At 72.1% G+C, this 16,590-nt stretch carries 12 protein-coding genes and 1 tRNA gene; 6 read left to right on the forward strand and 7 right to left on the reverse strand.

All coding sequences use genetic code 11. The features are described from left to right. Positions 1–6: 6 nt before the first annotated feature. The 7 genes from rho to ASE14_RS18080 all read right to left on the reverse strand — a co-directional run bounded on the left by rho (position 7) and on the right by ASE14_RS18080 (position 10,587). Positions 7–2,229, reverse strand: coding sequence for a transcription termination factor Rho (gene rho, locus ASE14_RS18050; RefSeq protein WP_056658416.1), 2,223 nt, complete (start codon positions 2,227–2,229; stop codon positions 7–9). A 599-nt stretch (positions 2,230–2,828) separates the two neighbouring features. Further along, positions 2,829–3,803: a homoserine kinase gene (gene thrB / locus ASE14_RS18055; protein ID WP_056658417.1), complete on the reverse strand. Its 975-nt coding sequence runs from the start codon at positions 3,801–3,803 to the stop codon at positions 2,829–2,831. Further along, positions 3,800–4,900, reverse strand: a complete 1,101-nt coding sequence (gene thrC / locus ASE14_RS18060) for a threonine synthase (RefSeq protein ID WP_235511474.1) — start codon at positions 4,898–4,900, stop codon at positions 3,800–3,802. Before thrC ends, thrB begins: the two co-directional genes overlap by 4 nt. Then, positions 4,897–6,207 carry a homoserine dehydrogenase gene (locus ASE14_RS18065; protein WP_056658419.1) on the reverse strand — a complete coding sequence of 437 codons (1,311 nt, stop codon included), beginning with the start codon at positions 6,205–6,207 and terminating at the stop codon, positions 4,897–4,899. Before ASE14_RS18065 ends, thrC begins: the two co-directional genes overlap by 4 nt. Beyond that, positions 6,204–7,631: a diaminopimelate decarboxylase gene (gene lysA, locus ASE14_RS18070; protein ID WP_056658422.1), complete on the reverse strand. Its 1,428-nt coding sequence runs from the start codon at positions 7,629–7,631 to the stop codon at positions 6,204–6,206. Before lysA ends, ASE14_RS18065 begins: the two co-directional genes overlap by 4 nt. A 187-nt stretch (positions 7,632–7,818) precedes the next feature. After that, complete coding sequence (locus ASE14_RS18075; protein WP_056658424.1) at positions 7,819–8,889, reverse strand: DUF2993 domain-containing protein; 1,071 nt, start codon at positions 8,887–8,889, stop codon at positions 7,819–7,821. A 24-nt stretch (positions 8,890–8,913) separates the two neighbouring features. After that, positions 8,914–10,587 carry an arginine--tRNA ligase gene (locus ASE14_RS18080; RefSeq protein ID WP_056658426.1) on the reverse strand — a complete coding sequence of 558 codons (1,674 nt, stop codon included), beginning with the start codon at positions 10,585–10,587 and terminating at the stop codon, positions 8,914–8,916. A gap of 39 nt (positions 10,588–10,626) precedes the next feature. Between ASE14_RS18080 and ASE14_RS18085 the strand changes: the two genes are divergently transcribed. From ASE14_RS18085 to ASE14_RS18110, 6 genes are all read left to right on the forward strand, one after another. Next, positions 10,627–11,244 (forward strand): hypothetical protein, encoded by a 618-nt coding sequence (locus ASE14_RS18085; protein WP_056658428.1) that lies wholly within the window; start codon positions 10,627–10,629, stop codon positions 11,242–11,244. 16 nt (positions 11,245–11,260) lie between these two features. Continuing rightward, entirely contained in the window at positions 11,261–12,442 is a 1,182-nt protein-coding gene (locus tag ASE14_RS18090; RefSeq protein ID WP_056658431.1) for an ROK family transcriptional regulator, read from the forward strand. A 65-nt stretch (positions 12,443–12,507) separates the two neighbouring features. Then, positions 12,508–12,580: transfer RNA gene (locus ASE14_RS18095), tRNA-Arg, on the forward strand. A gap of 163 nt (positions 12,581–12,743) precedes the next feature. Further along, a complete protein-coding gene (locus ASE14_RS18100) occupies positions 12,744–14,723 on the forward strand; it encodes a TPM domain-containing protein (RefSeq protein ID WP_082601038.1) in 1,980 nt (659 codons plus the stop codon). A 78-nt stretch (positions 14,724–14,801) separates the two neighbouring features. Further along, the gene (locus ASE14_RS18105; RefSeq protein WP_056658437.1) at positions 14,802–15,539 is read left to right on the forward strand and encodes a PspA/IM30 family protein; all 738 of its coding nucleotides are present in this window, start codon (positions 14,802–14,804) and stop codon (positions 15,537–15,539) included. A 148-nt stretch (positions 15,540–15,687) separates the two neighbouring features. Continuing rightward, entirely contained in the window at positions 15,688–16,539 is an 852-nt protein-coding gene (locus ASE14_RS18110; protein ID WP_056658439.1) for an arginase family protein, read from the forward strand. The last annotated feature ends 51 nt before the right edge of the window (positions 16,540–16,590 follow it).

Genomic DNA, 16,590 nt, shown 5'->3' on the forward strand with positions numbered 1-16,590 from the left:
CGAGCCTCAGCGGTGGTCGGTCTCGTGCCCGTGCGAGTTGCCGTGACCGGTGGCGACCGGCATCGACTTCTGCATGAGCATGAGGAACTCGACGTTCGACTGCGTCTCCTTCAGGCGACCGAGCACGGCTTCGAGCGCCTGCTGCTGCTCGAGGCCGGCGAGGGCGCGGCGCAGCTTCCAGGTGATCTTGACCTCGTCGGGCGAGAGCAGCATCTCTTCGCGGCGCGTGGACGACGCGTTGACGTCGACCGCCGGGAAGATGCGCTTGTCGGCGAGCTGGCGCGAGAGGCGCAGCTCGGAGTTGCCGGTGCCCTTGAACTCCTCGAAGATCACCTCGTCCATCTTCGAGCCGGTCTCGACGAGCGCGGTGGCGAGGATGGTCAGCGAGCCGCCGTTCTCGATGTTGCGCGCAGCACCGAAGAAGCGCTTCGGCGGGTACAGCGCCGAGGCGTCGACACCGCCGGAGAGGATGCGACCGGATGCCGGTGCGGCCAGGTTGTACGCACGGCCGAGACGCGTGATCGAGTCGAGCAGCACGACGACGTCGTGACCGAGCTCGACGAGGCGCTTCGCGCGCTCGATGGCGAGCTCGGCGACCGTCGTGTGGTCCTCGGCGGGGCGGTCGAAGGTCGAGGCGATGACCTCGCCCTTCACCGTGCGCTGCATGTCGGTGACCTCTTCGGGGCGCTCGTCGACCAGCACGACCATGAGGTGGACCTCGGGGTTGTTGATCGAGATGGCGTTGGCGATCTGCTGCAGCACGATCGTCTTGCCGGCCTTCGGGGGTGCGACGATGAGGCCGCGCTGGCCCTTGCCGATCGGGGCCACGAGGTCGATGATGCGCTGCGTGAGCTTGGTCGGCTCGGTCTCGAGGCGCAGACGCTCCTGCGGGTAGAGCGGCGTGAGGCTCTGGAACTCGACGCGGGCTGCGGCCTCATCGGTCGTCTGGCCGTTGATCGAGTCGACCTTCACGAGCGCGTTGTACTTCTGGCGGCTGTTCGAGTCGTTGTCGCGCGGCTGCTTGATGGCGCCGACGACCGCGTCGCCCTTGCGCAGGTTGTACTTCTTCACCTGGCCGAGCGAGACGTAGACGTCGCTCGGACCCGGGAGGTAGCCGGTCGTGCGCACGAAGGCGTAGTTGTCGAGCACGTCGAGGATGCCCGCGATGGGGATCAGCACGTCGTCGTCGAGGATCTCGGGCTCGAGCTCGTCGCCCATGCCCTGGCCGCGGCGCTTGCGGTCGCGGTAGCGGTTGCGACGGCCGCCTTCGCCGTCGAGCTGGGCCTGGGGGTCGCGCGACTGGCCGTCGCGCGACTGGCCGTCGCGGGCCTGGCCGTCGCGGGCCTGGCCGTCACGGGCCTGGCCGTCACGGGCCTGGCCGTCACGGGCCTGGCCGTCACGGGCCTGGCCATCACGGCCGCGGCCTTCGCCCTGCTTGGCCTTGTCCGCGTCGCCCTGACGGGGCTCGCCGGACTTGGCGCCCTGCTCCTCGCCCTTGCGGCCCTGGTCGGCGTTCTGACGGTCGTTCTGTCGACCGGCCTGACGCTCGCCCTGCTTCTGCTCGCCCTTCTGGGCGTCGTCGCCGCGCTCGGCGCGCTCGGCACGATCGCCACGCTCGCCGCCGCGACGACCGCGGTTGCGGCTGCGGCCCTGGCGGGGCTCCTCAGCGGGGGCGGCTTCGCCGTCGGTTTCGTTCGGCTGCGCGGCGCGGGCGCCTTCGCCGGTCGCCGCTGCGAGCTCCTCGCGCACTGCGGCGCGAGCGGCCTCACGGGCGTCGTCGGTCTCGGGAACGAGGCCGACGCCGGCGCCGCCGCCGTTGACGTGCTGCACGGCGGAGGTCGTCGCGCTCGTGGCACGACGGGGCTGACGACGCTGGCGGGTCGGAGCGATGGTCTCGGGCGCTTCGGCCACGGCCTCCGTCACGACGGACGCCGCTGCAACCGGAGCCTCGGGCTCGGCGGGTGCATCGGTCACGGCGGGCACGTCGAGTTCGACGGGCGCGGTCGCCACGGGCGCCGCGGTCTCGATCTCCTCGACCGGCGCTGCCGGCTCCCCGCCGGCTGCCGACTCCTGGTGGGCGGAGATCAACTCCACGAGTTCTCCCTTTCGGCGCTTCGAGCCGCCCGCGAGACCGAGGGACGCGGCGAGCTCCTGGAGCTCGGCGACCTTCATGGCGGACAGACGGGCGGTGTTGGCCACGCGGTCGGCGTGGTCGGTTCCGTTGGTCACTGGGTATGTTCCTTTCCCCTGTCGCAAGAGTTGCGGATTCAGGAGAGCTGATCGCTGACACGAGCGATGCCGGTGCGCACGAAGGCGCAGACACGCGCGAGAGCGAAAGCAATAGATTGCCGGGAATTGCACGAGCGAGCTGAGACGCGAACAGTGCGTCACCTGCCGGGTGCGTGGTCAGTCTACCATCACCGAACCGTTCGTCCCGCCACACGACGCGCCTGCGGAATGGATGTCACGCGGCGGTGTCGCCTGGGGAGGCTGCCGCCTTGCGCTCTCCGGTCTACCGCAGGGGGCGGCGTCACCTGGGGAGGCTGCCGCCTTATGCCTGGCGGTCTTCCGCAGGGGGCGGCGTCACCTGGGGAGGCTGCCGCCTTATGCCTGGCGGTCTTTCGCAAGAGGCGGTGTCGCCTTTCCGGGTCTCCCGCGGACGCTTCGCGGCGCCGGGGCGCCGCGGAAGCTGGGGCTGCCGCCTTGCGCTCTCCGGTCTTCCGCAGGGGGCGGCGTCACCACGCGCGGTCTGCCGGATCCCGCCGGCTGCGCCGACGACGGCGACGATGTCGCCGTTGGGCTGCCGCCTTTCGCGACGGTTCAGACCGCTACGCGCTCTGAACCGTCGCGCCCTTGAAGTCCACGGCGAGCGGCAGCGCCTGCCAGGCGGTGTCGGCCGACGACTCGACGAGGGCGATCGCGGCAGCACGCTCGCTGGGATCGCTCGCGAGGACGAGGATCGACGGTCCTGCGCCGGAGACGACCGCCGGATGCCCCGCTTCGCGGAGCACTCGGATGAGCCGATCGGTCTCCGGCATCGCCGCGGCACGGTAGTGCTGGTGCAGCTTGTCCTCGGTCGCCTGGAAGAGCAGCTCGGGGCTCTGGATGAGCGCCGCGATGAGCAGCGCCGAGCGCGAGACGTTGAACACGGCGTCCTCGTGCGGCACCGACTCGGGCTGCAGCGACCGCGCGAGCGCCGTCGACATCTCGTGCTCGGGCACGAGCACGAGCGGCGAGACGCCGCGATGCACGATGAGCTTCTTGTGCCGAGGGCCCTCCGGCGTCACCCACGCGATCGTGAGTCCGCCGAAGAGCGCGGGAGCCACGTTGTCGGGGTGTCCCTCGAGCTCGGTGGCGAGCTCGAGCAACTCGTCGGCGCTGAAGTCGACGATGCCCTCGAGCAGCCCCTTCGCGGCGACGACGCCCGCGACGATCGCCGCACCGGAGGATCCGAGGCCGCGGCCGTGCGGAATGACGTTGTGCGCCACGAGCTTCAGCGCGGGCAGCGGCACACCGGCACGTGCGAAGGTGTGCGCGATCGCGCGCACGACGAGGTGCGACTCGTCGAGCGGCACCTCGCCCTCGCCGACGCCGTGCACCTCGATCTCGACCCCCGGGACATCCTGTGCCGTCGACTCCGCCGGAACCGAGACCTCGAGCTCGTCGTACCTCGCCAGCGCGAGCCCGAGCGTGTCGAACCCGGGGCCGAGGTTGGCCGAGGTCGCCGGCACCTTGACGATCACGCGGCGGCCGATCAGCGACGGCGCCGCATCGGTGTGCTGTGCGGAAGCGGTGGCGGTCATGAGGCGAGCCCGAGCACCGAGGCGATCTGCGCGGTGTCGACCGGGACGATCGTCGGCTGCACGTCGGAGCCGTCGGCCGTGCGAAGCGCCCACTGCGGGTCCTTCAGGCCGTGGCCGGTGACCGTGAGCACGACGCGCGCGCCCGCCGGGATGACGCCGGCGGCCGAGCGCTCGAGCAGGCCGGCGACCGAGATGGCCGACGCGGGCTCGACGAAGATGCCGACCTCGGCCGAGAGGATGCGCTGGGCCTCGAGGATCTTGTCGTCGTCGATCGCGCCGAAGTACCCGTCGGTCTCGTCGCGCGCCTGGAGCGCGAGCTCCCACGACGCCGGGTTGCCGATGCGGATGGCGCTCGCGATGGTGTCGGGGTCCTTCACCGGCTCGCCGCGGACGATGGGCGCGGAGCCCGAGGCCTGGAACCCGAACATGCGGGGCATCCGCGTGGCATTGCCGGCCGCGATGTCCTCACGGTAGCCGCGCGTGTACGCGGTGTAGTTGCCGGCGTTGCCGACCGGGATGAAGTGGAAGTCGGGTGCGTCGCCGAGCACCTCGACGACCTCGAACGCCGCCGTCTTCTGCCCCTCGATGCGGTCGTTGTTGACCGAGTTCACGAGATGCACCGGATAGTTGGCCGCGAGGTCGCGGGCGATGTCGAGGCAGTCGTCGAAGTTGCCCTGCACCTGCAGCAGCTCCGCGTTGTGGGCGATGGCCTGGCTGAGCTTGCCCATCGCGATCTTGCCTTCGGGCACGAGCACGGCGGCCTTGATGCCGGCATGCGTGGCGTAGGCGGCGGCCGACGCCGAGGTGTTGCCGGTCGAGGCGCAGATGACGACCTTGGCGCCGTGTTCGACGGCCTTCGTGACCGCCATCGTCATGCCGCGGTCCTTGAAGGACCCCGTGGGGTTCATGCCCTCGAACTTCACCCAGACGTCGGCACCCGTGCGGGCCGACAGCGCAGGGGCGGGCAGGAGCGGCGTGCCGCCCTCGCCGAGGGTGACGACGGGGGTGGCGTCGGTGACGTCGAGCCGGTCGGCGTACTCGCGGATGACTCCGCGCCACTGGCGCGAACCTGCCTTGGGGGTGATGGGGGTGTTCACACTGCTCCTTCGACTCGGAGGACGGACGCGACGGATGCGACGACGGGGCTCTGAGCGAGGGCGGCGACGGTCTCGGCGAGCGCGGACTCCTTCGCCTCGTGCGTCCCGATCACCAGCGTAGCCCGCTCCGAGCCCTCGCTGACGGTCTGCTGCAACTGCTCGACGGAGACGCCGTGATCGGCGAACGTGCGCGCGATCTGCTCGAGCACGCCGGGCTCGTCGGCGACCTCGAGGGTGATGGCGTACCGGGTCGTGATGCGGCCGATGTCGAGCACGGGCAGTTCGGCGTGCGTCGACTCGGCCGTGCCGGGGCCGCCGATGACGTGCCGGCGGGCGATGGCCACGAGGTCGCCGAGCACGGCGGACGCGGTCTGCACTCCCCCGGCGCCCGCGCCGTAGAACATGAGCGGGCCGGCGGCTGCGGCCTCGACGAACACGGCGTTGTTCGCACCGTGCACGGCGGCGAGCGGATGGCTGCGCGGCACGAGGGCGGGATAGACCCGTGCCGAGACGCCCTCTTCGCCGGTCTCGGCGTCGGTGAGGCGCTCGCAGATCGCGAGGAGCTTCACGACGTAGCCCGCGCGCCGGGCCGAGTCGACCTGCTCGGCGGAGACGCCCGTGATGCCTTCGCGGTGCACGGCCTCGACCGGGACGCTCGTGTGGAAGGCGAGGCTCGCGAGGATCGCCGCCTTCTGCGCCGCGTCGTAGCCGCCGATGTCAGCGGTCGGATCGGCTTCGGCGTAGCCGAGCTCGGTCGCCGTCGCGAGGGCGTCTTCGAGCGAGGCACCCGTCTGGTCCATGCGGTCGAGGATGAAGTTGGTGGTGCCGTTCACGATGCCGAGGATCCGGTCGACGCGGTCGCCGGCGAGGCTGTCGCGCAGCGGACGGATGATCGGGATGGCGCCGGCCACGGCGGCCTCGTAGGAGAGCTGCGCCCCGACCTGCTCGGCGGCGGCGAAGAGCTCGGGGCCGTGATTGGCGAGCAGAGCCTTGTTGCCGGTGACGATGTCCGCGCCGGAGGCGATCGCCTGGAGCACGAGCGTGCGGGCCGGTTCGATGCCGCCCATGAGCTCGATCACGATGTCGGAGCCGAGGATGAGCGTGTCGACGTCGGTCGTCAGCAGTTCGCGCGGCAGTTCGACGTCGCGTTCCGCTTCGAGGTCGCGCACGGCGATGCCGACGAGCTCGATACGGGCGCCGATGCGCTGGGCGAGCTCGTCGGAGTGCTCGAGCAGGAGGCGCGCCACCTGCGAGCCGACGGAGCCCGCGCCGAGCAGGCCCACTCGAATGGAGCGGTACTCGATCATGCAGGGTTCCCTTCGATGGGGCGGTCGTTCGATGCGTCGGATGCCTCGAGCCCGGCGTCGCGCGCGAGCAGCTGCTGCTCGGTCTCGCCGTGCACGATGACGCGCGCCACGCCGCCTCGCACGGCGACGACGGGCGGACGCGGCACGTGGTTGTAGTTGGAGGCCAGCGACCAGCAGTAGGCACCCGTCGCCGGCACGGCGAGCAGGTCGCCGGGGGCGACGTCGCCCGGCAGGTACTCGGCGTCCACGACGATGTCGCCCGACTCGCAATGCTTGCCCGCGACCCGCACGAGGGCGGGCGCCGCGTCGGAGACGCGGGAGGCGATGCGGGCGGAGTACTCGGCGCCGTAGAGGGCGGTGCGCGCGTTGTCGCTCATGCCGCCGTCGACCGAGACGTAGTGGCGCACGCCGCCGTCGATCGGCACGGGCTTGATCGTGCCGACCGTGTAGAGCGTGATCCCTGCGGGACCGATGATCGAGCGGCCGGGCTCGAAGGCGAGCTTCGGCACGGGCACGTCGTGCTCGCGGCATCCGTCGGCGACGGCACGGACGATGCCCATGGCGATCTCCTCGATGGGCGCCGGCTCGTCGGCCGCGGTGTAGGCGATGCCGAAGCCGCCGCCCAGGTTCAGCTCGGGCACCGGAGCCTCCCGCGACAGCTCCGCGTGCACGCCGATCAGGCGTTCGGCCGATTCGGCGAAGCCGGCGGCGTCGAAGATCTGCGAGCCGATGTGGCAGTGCAGGCCGAGGAACGCGAGCGAGGCGTGCGAGCGGATGCGGGCGCCGAGCTCGACCGCGCGATCGAGGGGGACGCCGAACTTCTGGTCCTCGTGGGCGGTCGCGAGGAACTCGTGCGTCGAGGCGTGCACGCCGCTGTTGACGCGGAGCCGCACGGGCTGCACCCGGCCGGCGCGCGCCGCGGCATCCGCCACCCGCTCGATCTCGATCTCGCTGTCGATGACGATCACGCCGACGCCCACGCCGACGGCGCGCTCGATCTCGGCGGCCGACTTGTTGTTGCCGTGGAAGCCGATGCGGGCCGGTGCCGCGCCCGCCGCGAGCGCGACGGCGAGTTCGCCGCCGGTGCACACGTCGACCGCGAGTCCCTCGTCGGTCACCCAGTGCACGATCGCGCCGGAGAGGAACGCCTTCCCGGCGTAATAGACCGTCACGGTCGTGCCGATGGACGCCGCGGCGTCGTCGAAGGCTCGCCTGATGCGGGCGGCGCGGGCGCGCACGTCGGACTCGTCGACGACGTAGAGCGGGGTGCCGAACTCGGCGACGAGCGATGCGGCGTCGCGGCCGGCGATCACGATCCTGCCGGATGCATCGCGCGCGGCGCTGGACGGCCAGACGAGGGGCGCGAGCGCGTTGGCGTCGTCGGGCACGCTGGGCCCTCCGGGGACGGGTGCGGTGGATGCCACGGGGAGAACCTCACGGACGAAAGACGATGGCATGGATCGCTCGCGGCGAGCGAACCCGGATCGGTTCCTGAAGCCTGCTGTGCGCGCCACCTTGTGGGCCGGCGTACCGCGAGTCTATCGAGGCGTGCATGCCGAGCCGAATCGACGGCCTCGCGCCCACGCCGCGACGAGGATCACCGCGCGAGCTCTAGCCGCACGTGCCCGTCTGCTGGAGGGACGCGGAGTCGAGCACGATCCCATCGGCGTCGAGCCGCACGACGGCCGCGTCGGGCGAGACCGCGACCGAGTCGAGCTGCACGCCCTGCGGCAGCCGGTCGGCGATGCACACCTCGAGCGGGTTGCCGCCGAGGAGCCGCTCGACGACGCCCGACACGTCGATCGACGCTCCGACGGCTCCGACCTCGACACCGGCCGGCTCGAGGAGCACGGAGTCGCCGGCCGCGATGGGGGTCGCCGTGACCTGGTAGGTGATCGGCAGGCCGAAGACCTCGAGACGGCCCTCGTAGCCGACGGTGCCGTCGCCGAGGGTGAGCCCGGTCTCGATGCCCGCGACCGAGACGAGCTGGTTGATCGACGCCTCGTCGGCGGTGATCGTGGCCGTCAGCCGCTCGACGGGCGCGTCGAGGTCGACCGGCATGCCCTCGGCGACGACCGAGACGGCCACCGGTGCGCCGTCGACACTCAGCTCGGGGGCGGTGAGCTCGACGTGCTGCATCGTTCCGGTGAGGTACTGCGCGATGACCGAGAACCCGCCGATCGTCACATCGATGTCGCCGTCGACGCCGTCGGGCAGGTTCGCCTCGATCTCTTCGGCGACCCGCTCCTCGGCGATGCCCCGTGCGACGTTGTCGACCACGACGACGAGCGCGACGAGCACCGCGAGCACGACGCCGACGATGATCCAGATGCGCGCCGCACGGCCGAGCCCTCGGCGCGCTCGAGGTTCGCGTTCGCCGGCGGTGGAGGGGGCGGTGGCGGGGGCATCGCCCTGCGCTGCGGCGGCCGGAGCAGCGGCCGGGGGTGCGATGACCTCCGTCGGCTGCGCGTCGGCGATGTCACTCGGCAGGACCGCGGTCGCCGCCAGCGCCTCGTCGGTCGCGCCCGGATCGGCCGCCGGCGTCTCGTCGGTCGCGCCCGGCTCGGCCGCCTCCGCCGGCGAGGGCGGGTCGGTCGGGTCGGTGGGCTCGGCCGCTTCCGCCCGCCACCACGCCGCCTCGGAGACCTCGTCCTGGTCGTGCTCGTCGCCGTGCTTCGCCATCGGGGCCTCCGGGGTCGGGGTGGGTCACATGCGTTCGGGTGCCGACACGCCGAGCAGCTCGAGGCCGTTGCGGAGCACCTGGCCCGTCGCGTCGTTCAACCAGAGCCTCGTGCGGTGCAGCTCGCCGATGGGCTCCTCGCCGAGCGGCAGCACACGGCAGTTGTCGTACCAGCGATGGTAGAGCCCGGCGAGCTCTTCGATGTACCGGGCGACCCGATGCGGTTCGCGGAGCTCGGCAGCCTGGGCGACGATGCGCGGGAACTCCTGCAGCGCGCCGAGCAGCGCCGACTCGGTCTCGTGGGTGAGAAGCTCGGGCGCGAACGACGAGCGGTCGAGGCCGACGGATGCCGCGTTGCGGTCGACCGCGCAGGTGCGGGCGTGGGCGTACTGCACGTAGAAGACAGGGTTGTCGTTCGTGCGACGCTGCAGGATCTCGGGGTCGATCGTGAGCGGCGAGTCGGCTGGGTAGCGGCCGAGCGTGTAGCGCAGCGCGTCGGTGCCGAGCCACGCCTGCAGGTCGTCGAGCTCGATGATGTTGCCCGCGCGCTTGGAGAGCTTCGCCCCGTTGATCGAGACGAGCTGGCCGATGAGCACCTCGATGTCGCGCTCGGGGTCGTCGCCTGCTGCGCCCGCGAGCGCCTTGAGCCGGTGCACGTAGCCGTGGTGGTCGGCGCCCAGCAGGTAGATCTTGTGCCCGAAGCCGCGGTCGCCCTTCTCGAGGTAGTAGGCGGCGTCGGCCGCGAAGTACGTGTAGACGCCGTTGCTGCGGCGGATCACCCTGTCTTTGTCGTCGCCGAAGTCGGTCGTGCGCACCCACACGGCGTCGTCGAGGTCGTACACGTGCCCCTGGGCGCGCAGGCGCTCCACGGCGGTGTCGACGTCGGAGAGTCCGTCGTCGCCCTTCGCATGCAGGCGGCGCTCGCTCGTCCACACGTCGAAGTGCACGTTGAAGCGGGCGAGCGAGGCGCGGATCTCGGCGAGCTGCAGCTCGTAGGCGATCTCGGTCGCGGTGTGCAGCGCGACGGCGTCGTCGAGCTCGAGCAGCTTGGGCTCGCGCTCGAGCACCCGGCGGGCGAGCTCGCCGATGTAGGCGCCGGGGTACCCGCCCTCCGGGGTCGGTTCGCCCTTCGCCGCGGCCAGCACCGAGGCGCCGAAGTTCTCCATCTGGTTGCCGGCGTCGTTGATGTAGTACTCGTCGGCGACCTCTGCGCCGGCAGCGCGGAGCACCCGGCCGATCGAGTCGCCGAGCGCGGCCCAGCGGGTGTGGCCGATGTGCAGCGGACCGGTGGGGTTCGCCGAGACGAACTCGAGGTTGATGACCTGGCCGGCGAGGGAGTCGCTCCGGCCGTAGCCGGGGCCGGCCTCGACGATGGTCTTGGCGAGCGCGCCGGCGGCCGCGGCATCGAGCCGGACGTTGATGAAGCCGGGGCCGGCCACTTCGGCGCTCGCGACGCCGTCGACGTCCGCGAGGCCCGCCGCGAGTTCGGTCGCGAGTTCGCGGGGGTTCGTGCCGAGCGGCTTCGCCACGCGCATCGCGATGTTCGAGGCCCAGTCGCCGTGATCGCGGTTCTTCGGGCGCTCGAGCACGACGTCGTCCGCCGTGAGACCGAACTCGACCTCGTCGCCCGCGCCGCGACGTCGCTCGACGATGGCGAGGACGAGAGCGTACAGGGCATGCGAAAGATCGGCGGGAGTCACCCGCAAATCCTACCCGCCGCCATTGATAAGGTTCGTCACATGCTGCGCTCGTCCCTCCTGTCCCGCACTCGTCCCGCCGCCGCCGCGGCACTCATCGCCGCGGCATCCGTGATGCTGCTGAGCGGATGCACCGGCGAGACCTCGGCCCCCGAGAAGACGACCGCCCCGCCGAAGGCGAGCGAGACCCCCGGCGCCTCCGCCGAACCGACCGCGACCGCCGAACCGCCCGTGCCGTTCGCGATCGAGTGCGACGCGCTGCTGACACCCGACCAGCTGTACGCGTTCAACCCGAACTTCGGCACGGCGCCCGACTTCCAGCCGAAGGGCGGGGACATCGTCGCCGTCGTCGACGAGGCGGGCACCGCCTGCGGCTGGCTGAATCAGACGAGCGGGGAGATCATCGAGATCGCCGTCGCCACTCCCCCGGCCGCCACGCTCCTCGCGCACCAGAACGCCGCCGCGATGGGGTCGACCCCCGTGCCCACGTACGGCACCCCGCCCGAGGTCGAGGGCTACTTCAGCCAGGCGAACGGCACCGGTGAGGCGCAGGTCTTCAGCGGCCCGTACTGGATCGTGATCGAGTCCTCCGCGCTCTTCGAGCCCGGTGACGCGGGACAGCTCGTCGCCGACGTGCTCGGCAACCTCCCCGCGGCCTGATCGCGTCCGAGCGACCATGAGATCAACACAGGGCACACCGTCGTGGCTCGGAGCGGTCAACGATCGCGTCGGACTCTCGGCCCTGCTCGATCACGGCCCGCTCACCCGCAACCGCATCTGCGAGCTGGTGGGGGTCTCCAAGCCGACCGCGTCGATGATGATGACCCGGCTGATCGCCGCCGGCGTGGTGGAGGAGCGCGGGCAGGTCGCCGGCAATCCCGGCCGCAGCGCCACGCTGTACGCGGCGCGCACCGACCGGCCCCTCGGCGTCGCGATCGCGATCGAGGCCGACGAGCTCCGCGCGTCCGTCGTCGACGCTGCGGGCGGTGAACGGCCGGTCGTCCGCGCGGCCCTCTCCCGCGACCCCGCCGAGCGCGACGCCGTGCGCGAGGTCGCCGCGGCGATCCGGGGTGCGAGCGAGGCGGCGGGCACCGATCCCGACGTCGTCCACACGGTCTGCATCGGCACGGCCGGGTACGTCGACCCCGGCGAGGAGGGCACGCTCTTCAGCGAGACCCTGCCCGGCTGGCCGACCACGGGCCTGCGCCGCCTGCTCGAGGCCGAGCTCGGTGTCTCGGTGTTCGTCGAGAACGACGTGAACCTGGCGGCGATCGCCGAACGCGAGTCGGGTGCGGGCGAGGGCCGGGACGTGTTCGCACTGCTCTGGCTCGGCAACGGCGTCGGCGCGTCGTTCGAGGTCACCGGCGACCTGCACCGCGGCAGCTTCGGCGGCGCGGGCGAGATCGGGTTCCTCCCGCTGTCGGCGGCCGCCCAGGCGCTCGACGAGCACGCCGTCACGAGCCAGGACCTCGCAGGAGCCGTGGCGGTGCGCCGCATCGCGGCCGCGCACGGACTCCACGCCGCCGACCACCGAACGACGCTCGAGGCGATCGCCGCGAGCGATGATCGCGACGCGATCATCGAGGACCTCGGCGAGCGTGTCGCCCATATCTCGCTGCCGCTGCTCGCGACGCTCGATCCCGGTCGGCTCGTGCTGGCCGGCCCCACCGCGATCGTCGGGGGCGAGCCCCTCGCCGATGCGGTGGAACGAGGCATCCGTCGCATCAGCAGGTGGTACCCCGAGGTCGTCGCGACGCGCATCGACGACGACCCGGTCCTGCACGGGGCACGCGCCTTCCTCACCGCCAAGGTGCGCGACGACCTGCTCGGCACCGTCGCGCGGCTCAGCCTCTCCTGACCCGCCCGAACGCGGCCCGACGGGTCGGGAACGGGTGCGCGAAGTGGTAATGTCTCTAGCTGTGCGCCTCCGTAGCTCAGGGGATAGAGCGCCGGTTTCCGGTACCGTAGGTCGGGGGTTCGAATCCCTCCGGGGGCACGAAATCGAGTAGCCTCGGCCGTCATCGGCCGGGGCTCTTCTCGTCTTCCGCACCGTCGCCTTCCGCCGTGCGGATCGAGCCTGAGGACTGATCATGGACGCGGCGCGCGGCCTCCCCATAGACTCGGGATCGTCCGCTCGGACGGGGGAAAGGCACTGGTGCATGCGCGCAGTACGCAAGTGGTCCGCGACGCTCACGATCGTCGCAGGGATGGTGATCGGCACCGGCGCGACCGGCCTCGCCTGGGCTGAGGACCCCGTCTCGTTCCCGCCGTCGTCGCCCGTGGTCGACACCGTCGACGCTCTGGGAGGCGGTACCGACGAGGTCGTCGCCGCACTCGACGCCGCTGCCGACCGCAGCGGCCGCCAGCTCTTCGTCGCGTATGTCTCGACCTTCACGAACCCCGCTTCGGCGGCCGAATGGGCCGACGAGACGGCGATCGCCAGCAACATGGGCAGTGAGGACTACCTGCTCGCCGTGGCCGTCGACGGCGGCGCCTACTACCTGTCGGCGGCGAGCGACGCCTCACTCTCCCCCGAGGAGCTCGACCGCATCAGCCTCGAGGTCATCGAGCCGGAGCTCCACGACGGCGACTGGGCCGGTGCTGCGGTCGCGGGCGCGAACGCCATCGCCGGCGACGCCGCCGGTGGCGGAGGCGGAGGCGGCTGGGGCTTCGTGTGGTTCATCGTGATCGCCGCGGTCATCGTGGTGATCATCGCGATCGTGCTGTCACGGCGCAAGAAGAAGCGTGACGCGGCCTCGGGCGAAGGCCGGGTGCCGCTTCCCTCGATCGATGAGCTGCGCCGCCAGGCCGGCAGCGCCCTCGTGCAGGTCGACGACGCGGTGAAGACGAGCGAGGAGGAGCTCGGCTTCGCCGTGGCCTCCTACGGCGAGGCCTCGACCGAATCGTTCCGCACCGCGCTCGACACTGCGAAGGCGAAGGTCGCCCAGGCGTTCACCCTGCAGCAGCAGCTCGACGACGCGACCCCCGATACCGACGAGCAGCGTCGCGAGTGGTACGGCGGCATCATCCGGCTCACGACGGAGGCCGATGCGCTCCTCGACGAGCAGGCCGAGCAGTTCGACGAGCTGCGTGCGCTCGAGCGCGATGCACCGGCGCAGCTCGCCCGCGTGCAGGAGGCGGCGACCGCCGCCGAGGCGACCATCGACCCGGCCGAGCAACGTCTCGCCGCGCTCGGCACGCAGTACGCGGCATCCGCCACCGCCCCCGTCGGCGACAACCTGACGCAGGCGCGATCGCGCATCGGCTTCGCCCGCGAGGCGCTCGCGGCCGCGAGCGCCGACGTGGCGTCGGGCGACGCGGCGCAGGCCGCGGTCGGCATCCGCGCGGCCGAGGAGGCGGTCGACCAGACCGCGCTGCTGACGGCGGCGGTCGAGCGGCTCGCCGTCGATCTCGCGGCCGCCGACACGGCGGTGGCCGCCGGCGTCGACGACCTCGATCGCGACGTCGTGACCGCCAGAGGGCTGCAGAACGCCGACGCGGCGGCGATCGCCGATCGGGTCGCGGCGGAGTCCGCGTCGATCCGGGCAGCGATCACCGCACCCGGGCGCGACCCGATCGCCCTGCAGGCGAGGCTCGAGCAGGTCGACGCCGAGATCGACGGCACGATCCAGAGCGTGCGGGATGCCGCGGAGCAGGCCGCCCGCGTGCAGGCGCAGCTCTCCCGGTCGCTCACGAGCGCGAGGTCGCAGGTGCAGGCCGCCGAGGACTACCTCGTCGCCCGGCGCGGTGCGATCGGCGCGGAGGCGCGCACCCGTCTGGCCGAGGCCGGGCGACTCCTCGTCGAGGCCCAGGGCGGCGCAGCGACCGACCCCGCCGCCGCGCTGGCGTCCGCCCAGCGCGCGGAGCGACTCGCGGCGGAGGCCATGTCACTCGCCCAGCGCGACGTCGGCGGCTTCGGCGGCATGAGCGGCGCCGGCATGAGCGGGTACGGCGGCGGCGCCGGCGGCTCGGGCGGCGGCGATGTCTTCGGCGCGGTGCTCGGCGGCATCCTCATCAACTCGGTGCTCGGCGGCGGGGGCGGCGGCGGCTTCGGCGGCGGGCGCAGCAGTGGCCGCTCCGCCGGGAGCTTCGGCGGCTCGGCGACGCGCTCCCGGCGCGGAAGCGGAGGCCGATTCTGAACCACCCGACCGCCTACTGACCTCCGACCGACCACGAACCGGCACGACCGAACCCTGATCACCACGAAAGGAACGACCATGGCAAAGCAGTCCATCTTCGGACGGATCTCGCAGCTCCTGCGAGCCAACATCAACGGCCTCATCGACCAGGCGGAAGACCCGCAGCTGATGCTCGACCAGATGGTGCGCGACTTCACGAACTCCATCGCCGACGCCGAGGCCGCCATCGCCGAGACGATCGGCAACCTGCGCCTCCTCGAAGACGACCACCGCGAAGACGTCGAAGCCGCGCGCGAGTGGGGCGAGAAGGCCGTCGCAGCGAGCCGCAAGGGCGATGAACTGCGCTCGGCCGGCGATGCATCCGGTGCCGACAAGTTCGACAACCTCGCGAAGGTCGCGCTCAGCCGCCAGATCTCCTCCGAGAACGAGGCCAAGTCGGCCGAGCCGCAGATCGCCGCGCAGACCGAGGTCGTCGACAAGCTGAAGTCGGGCCTGAACGGCATGAAGGAGAAGCTCGTCCAGCTGCAGAACAAGCGCTCCGAGCTCGTCGCCCGTGCGAAGACCGCTCAGGCGCAGAAGCAGGTGCACGACGCCGTCAAGTCGATCGACATCCTCGACCCCACGAGCGACATCGGCCGATTCGAGGACAAGATCCGCCGCGAGGAGGCGGTCGTCCGCGGCCAGGCCGAACTCGCCGCGTCGAGCCTCGACTCGCAGTTCAACGAGCTCGACGACCTCGGCGAGCTCACCGAGGTCGACGCCCGGCTCGCCGCGCTGAAGGCTGGCGGCTCCGGCCAGGGCGCCCTCGGCGGCTGAGCCGGGAGCCCGGGACCGTTCGGATGACACGGCCGCGTCGCGCGAGGATTCGCGCGGCGCGGCCGTTCCCGTGTCCGCCGGGTGCAGCGACGGTGGAGGCTCCCCCGGGCAGGCGCGAACGGCCGCCGCTCGCGCGATACTTGAGGACATGCCCGCAACGTTCGTGGTGGTCCCGCTCTGGCAGGGATCCGTCTCCTCCCGTGCCATGAGCCACGCCGACGGCGCCGACGCCATCCTCGGCGATCTCCCGACCTCGTCGACCATCGTCGTCGAGGTGCCGGTCGAGGCCGGTGAATCGCTCGGCACCGGCGTGCAGCGGTACAGCACGCTCGTGCGCGTGCGCGAGCGCACCGCCAAGGCACTCGCCCGCGTTCCCGACTGGGCGCTCACGATCGGCGGCGACTGCGGCGCATCGCTCGCGTCGGTCGGTCACGCCTCCGCGCGCGCCGACGGCGACCTCGCCGTGCTCTGGCTCGACGCGCACCCCGACCTGAACACGCCCGAGTCGTCGCCGTCGGGCGGCTTCGGGGGCATGACGCTGCGGGCGATCACCGGCGAGGGCGCCGAAGGGCTCGCCCTCGACCCCGAGACCCGCATCGCGCCCGAGCGGCTCGTGCTCGGCGGCATCCGTGCCATCGACGACGAGGAGAGCCGGTTCATCGAGGCGCACGACGTGACGACGCTCACCGTCGAAGACCTCTCCGACCCATCGGTCGTGGTCGCCGCCCTCGAGGCGACCGGCGCCTCGCAGGTGTTCATCCACATCGACCTCGACGTGCTCGACCCGGCGGCGCTCGCCGGGCTCTCGTACCCGATGCCCTTCGGCATCGGTGCCGCCGAACTCGTGGCGCTCCTGCGCGCCGTCGCAGCCCGCTTCCCCATCGCGGGCGCGGCCATCGCCGGATTCGCGCCGGCGTCACCGCAGGCGGCCGACGACGACCTGCCCACGATCCTGCGACTCGTCGGCGCGCTCACCTCGGCCGCCGCCGCGCCGCGCTGATCGCCTGCCCCGTGACGCCCTCTTCTGCCTAGGCTGGGCGTCAGGCGTCGG

It is taken from the genome of Agromyces sp. Root81 (assembly GCF_001429165.1).
Classification (GTDB): Bacteria; Actinomycetota; Actinomycetes; order Actinomycetales; family Microbacteriaceae; genus Agromyces.

What these genes read in the sequence shown, in the direction of transcription:
- thrB (WP_056658417.1), bottom strand. Translation starts at nt 3,803, where the DNA reads ATGACCGCCACCGCTTCCGCACAGCACACCGATGCGGCGCCGTCGCTG.
- ASE14_RS18065 (WP_056658419.1), bottom strand. Translation starts at nt 6,207, where the DNA reads ATGATCGAGTACCGCTCCATTCGAGTGGGCCTGCTCGGCGCGGGCTCC.
- ASE14_RS18075 (WP_056658424.1), bottom strand. Translation starts at nt 8,889, where the DNA reads ATGGCGAAGCACGGCGACGAGCACGACCAGGACGAGGTCTCCGAGGCG.
- ASE14_RS18085 (WP_056658428.1), top strand. Translation starts at nt 10,627, where the DNA reads ATGCTGCGCTCGTCCCTCCTGTCCCGCACTCGTCCCGCCGCCGCCGCG.
- ASE14_RS18090 (WP_056658431.1), top strand. Translation starts at nt 11,261, where the DNA reads ATGAGATCAACACAGGGCACACCGTCGTGGCTCGGAGCGGTCAACGAT.
- ASE14_RS18100 (WP_082601038.1), top strand. Translation starts at nt 12,744, where the DNA reads ATGCGCGCAGTACGCAAGTGGTCCGCGACGCTCACGATCGTCGCAGGG.
- ASE14_RS18105 (WP_056658437.1), top strand. Translation starts at nt 14,802, where the DNA reads ATGGCAAAGCAGTCCATCTTCGGACGGATCTCGCAGCTCCTGCGAGCC.
- ASE14_RS18110 (WP_056658439.1), top strand. Translation starts at nt 15,688, where the DNA reads ATGCCCGCAACGTTCGTGGTGGTCCCGCTCTGGCAGGGATCCGTCTCC.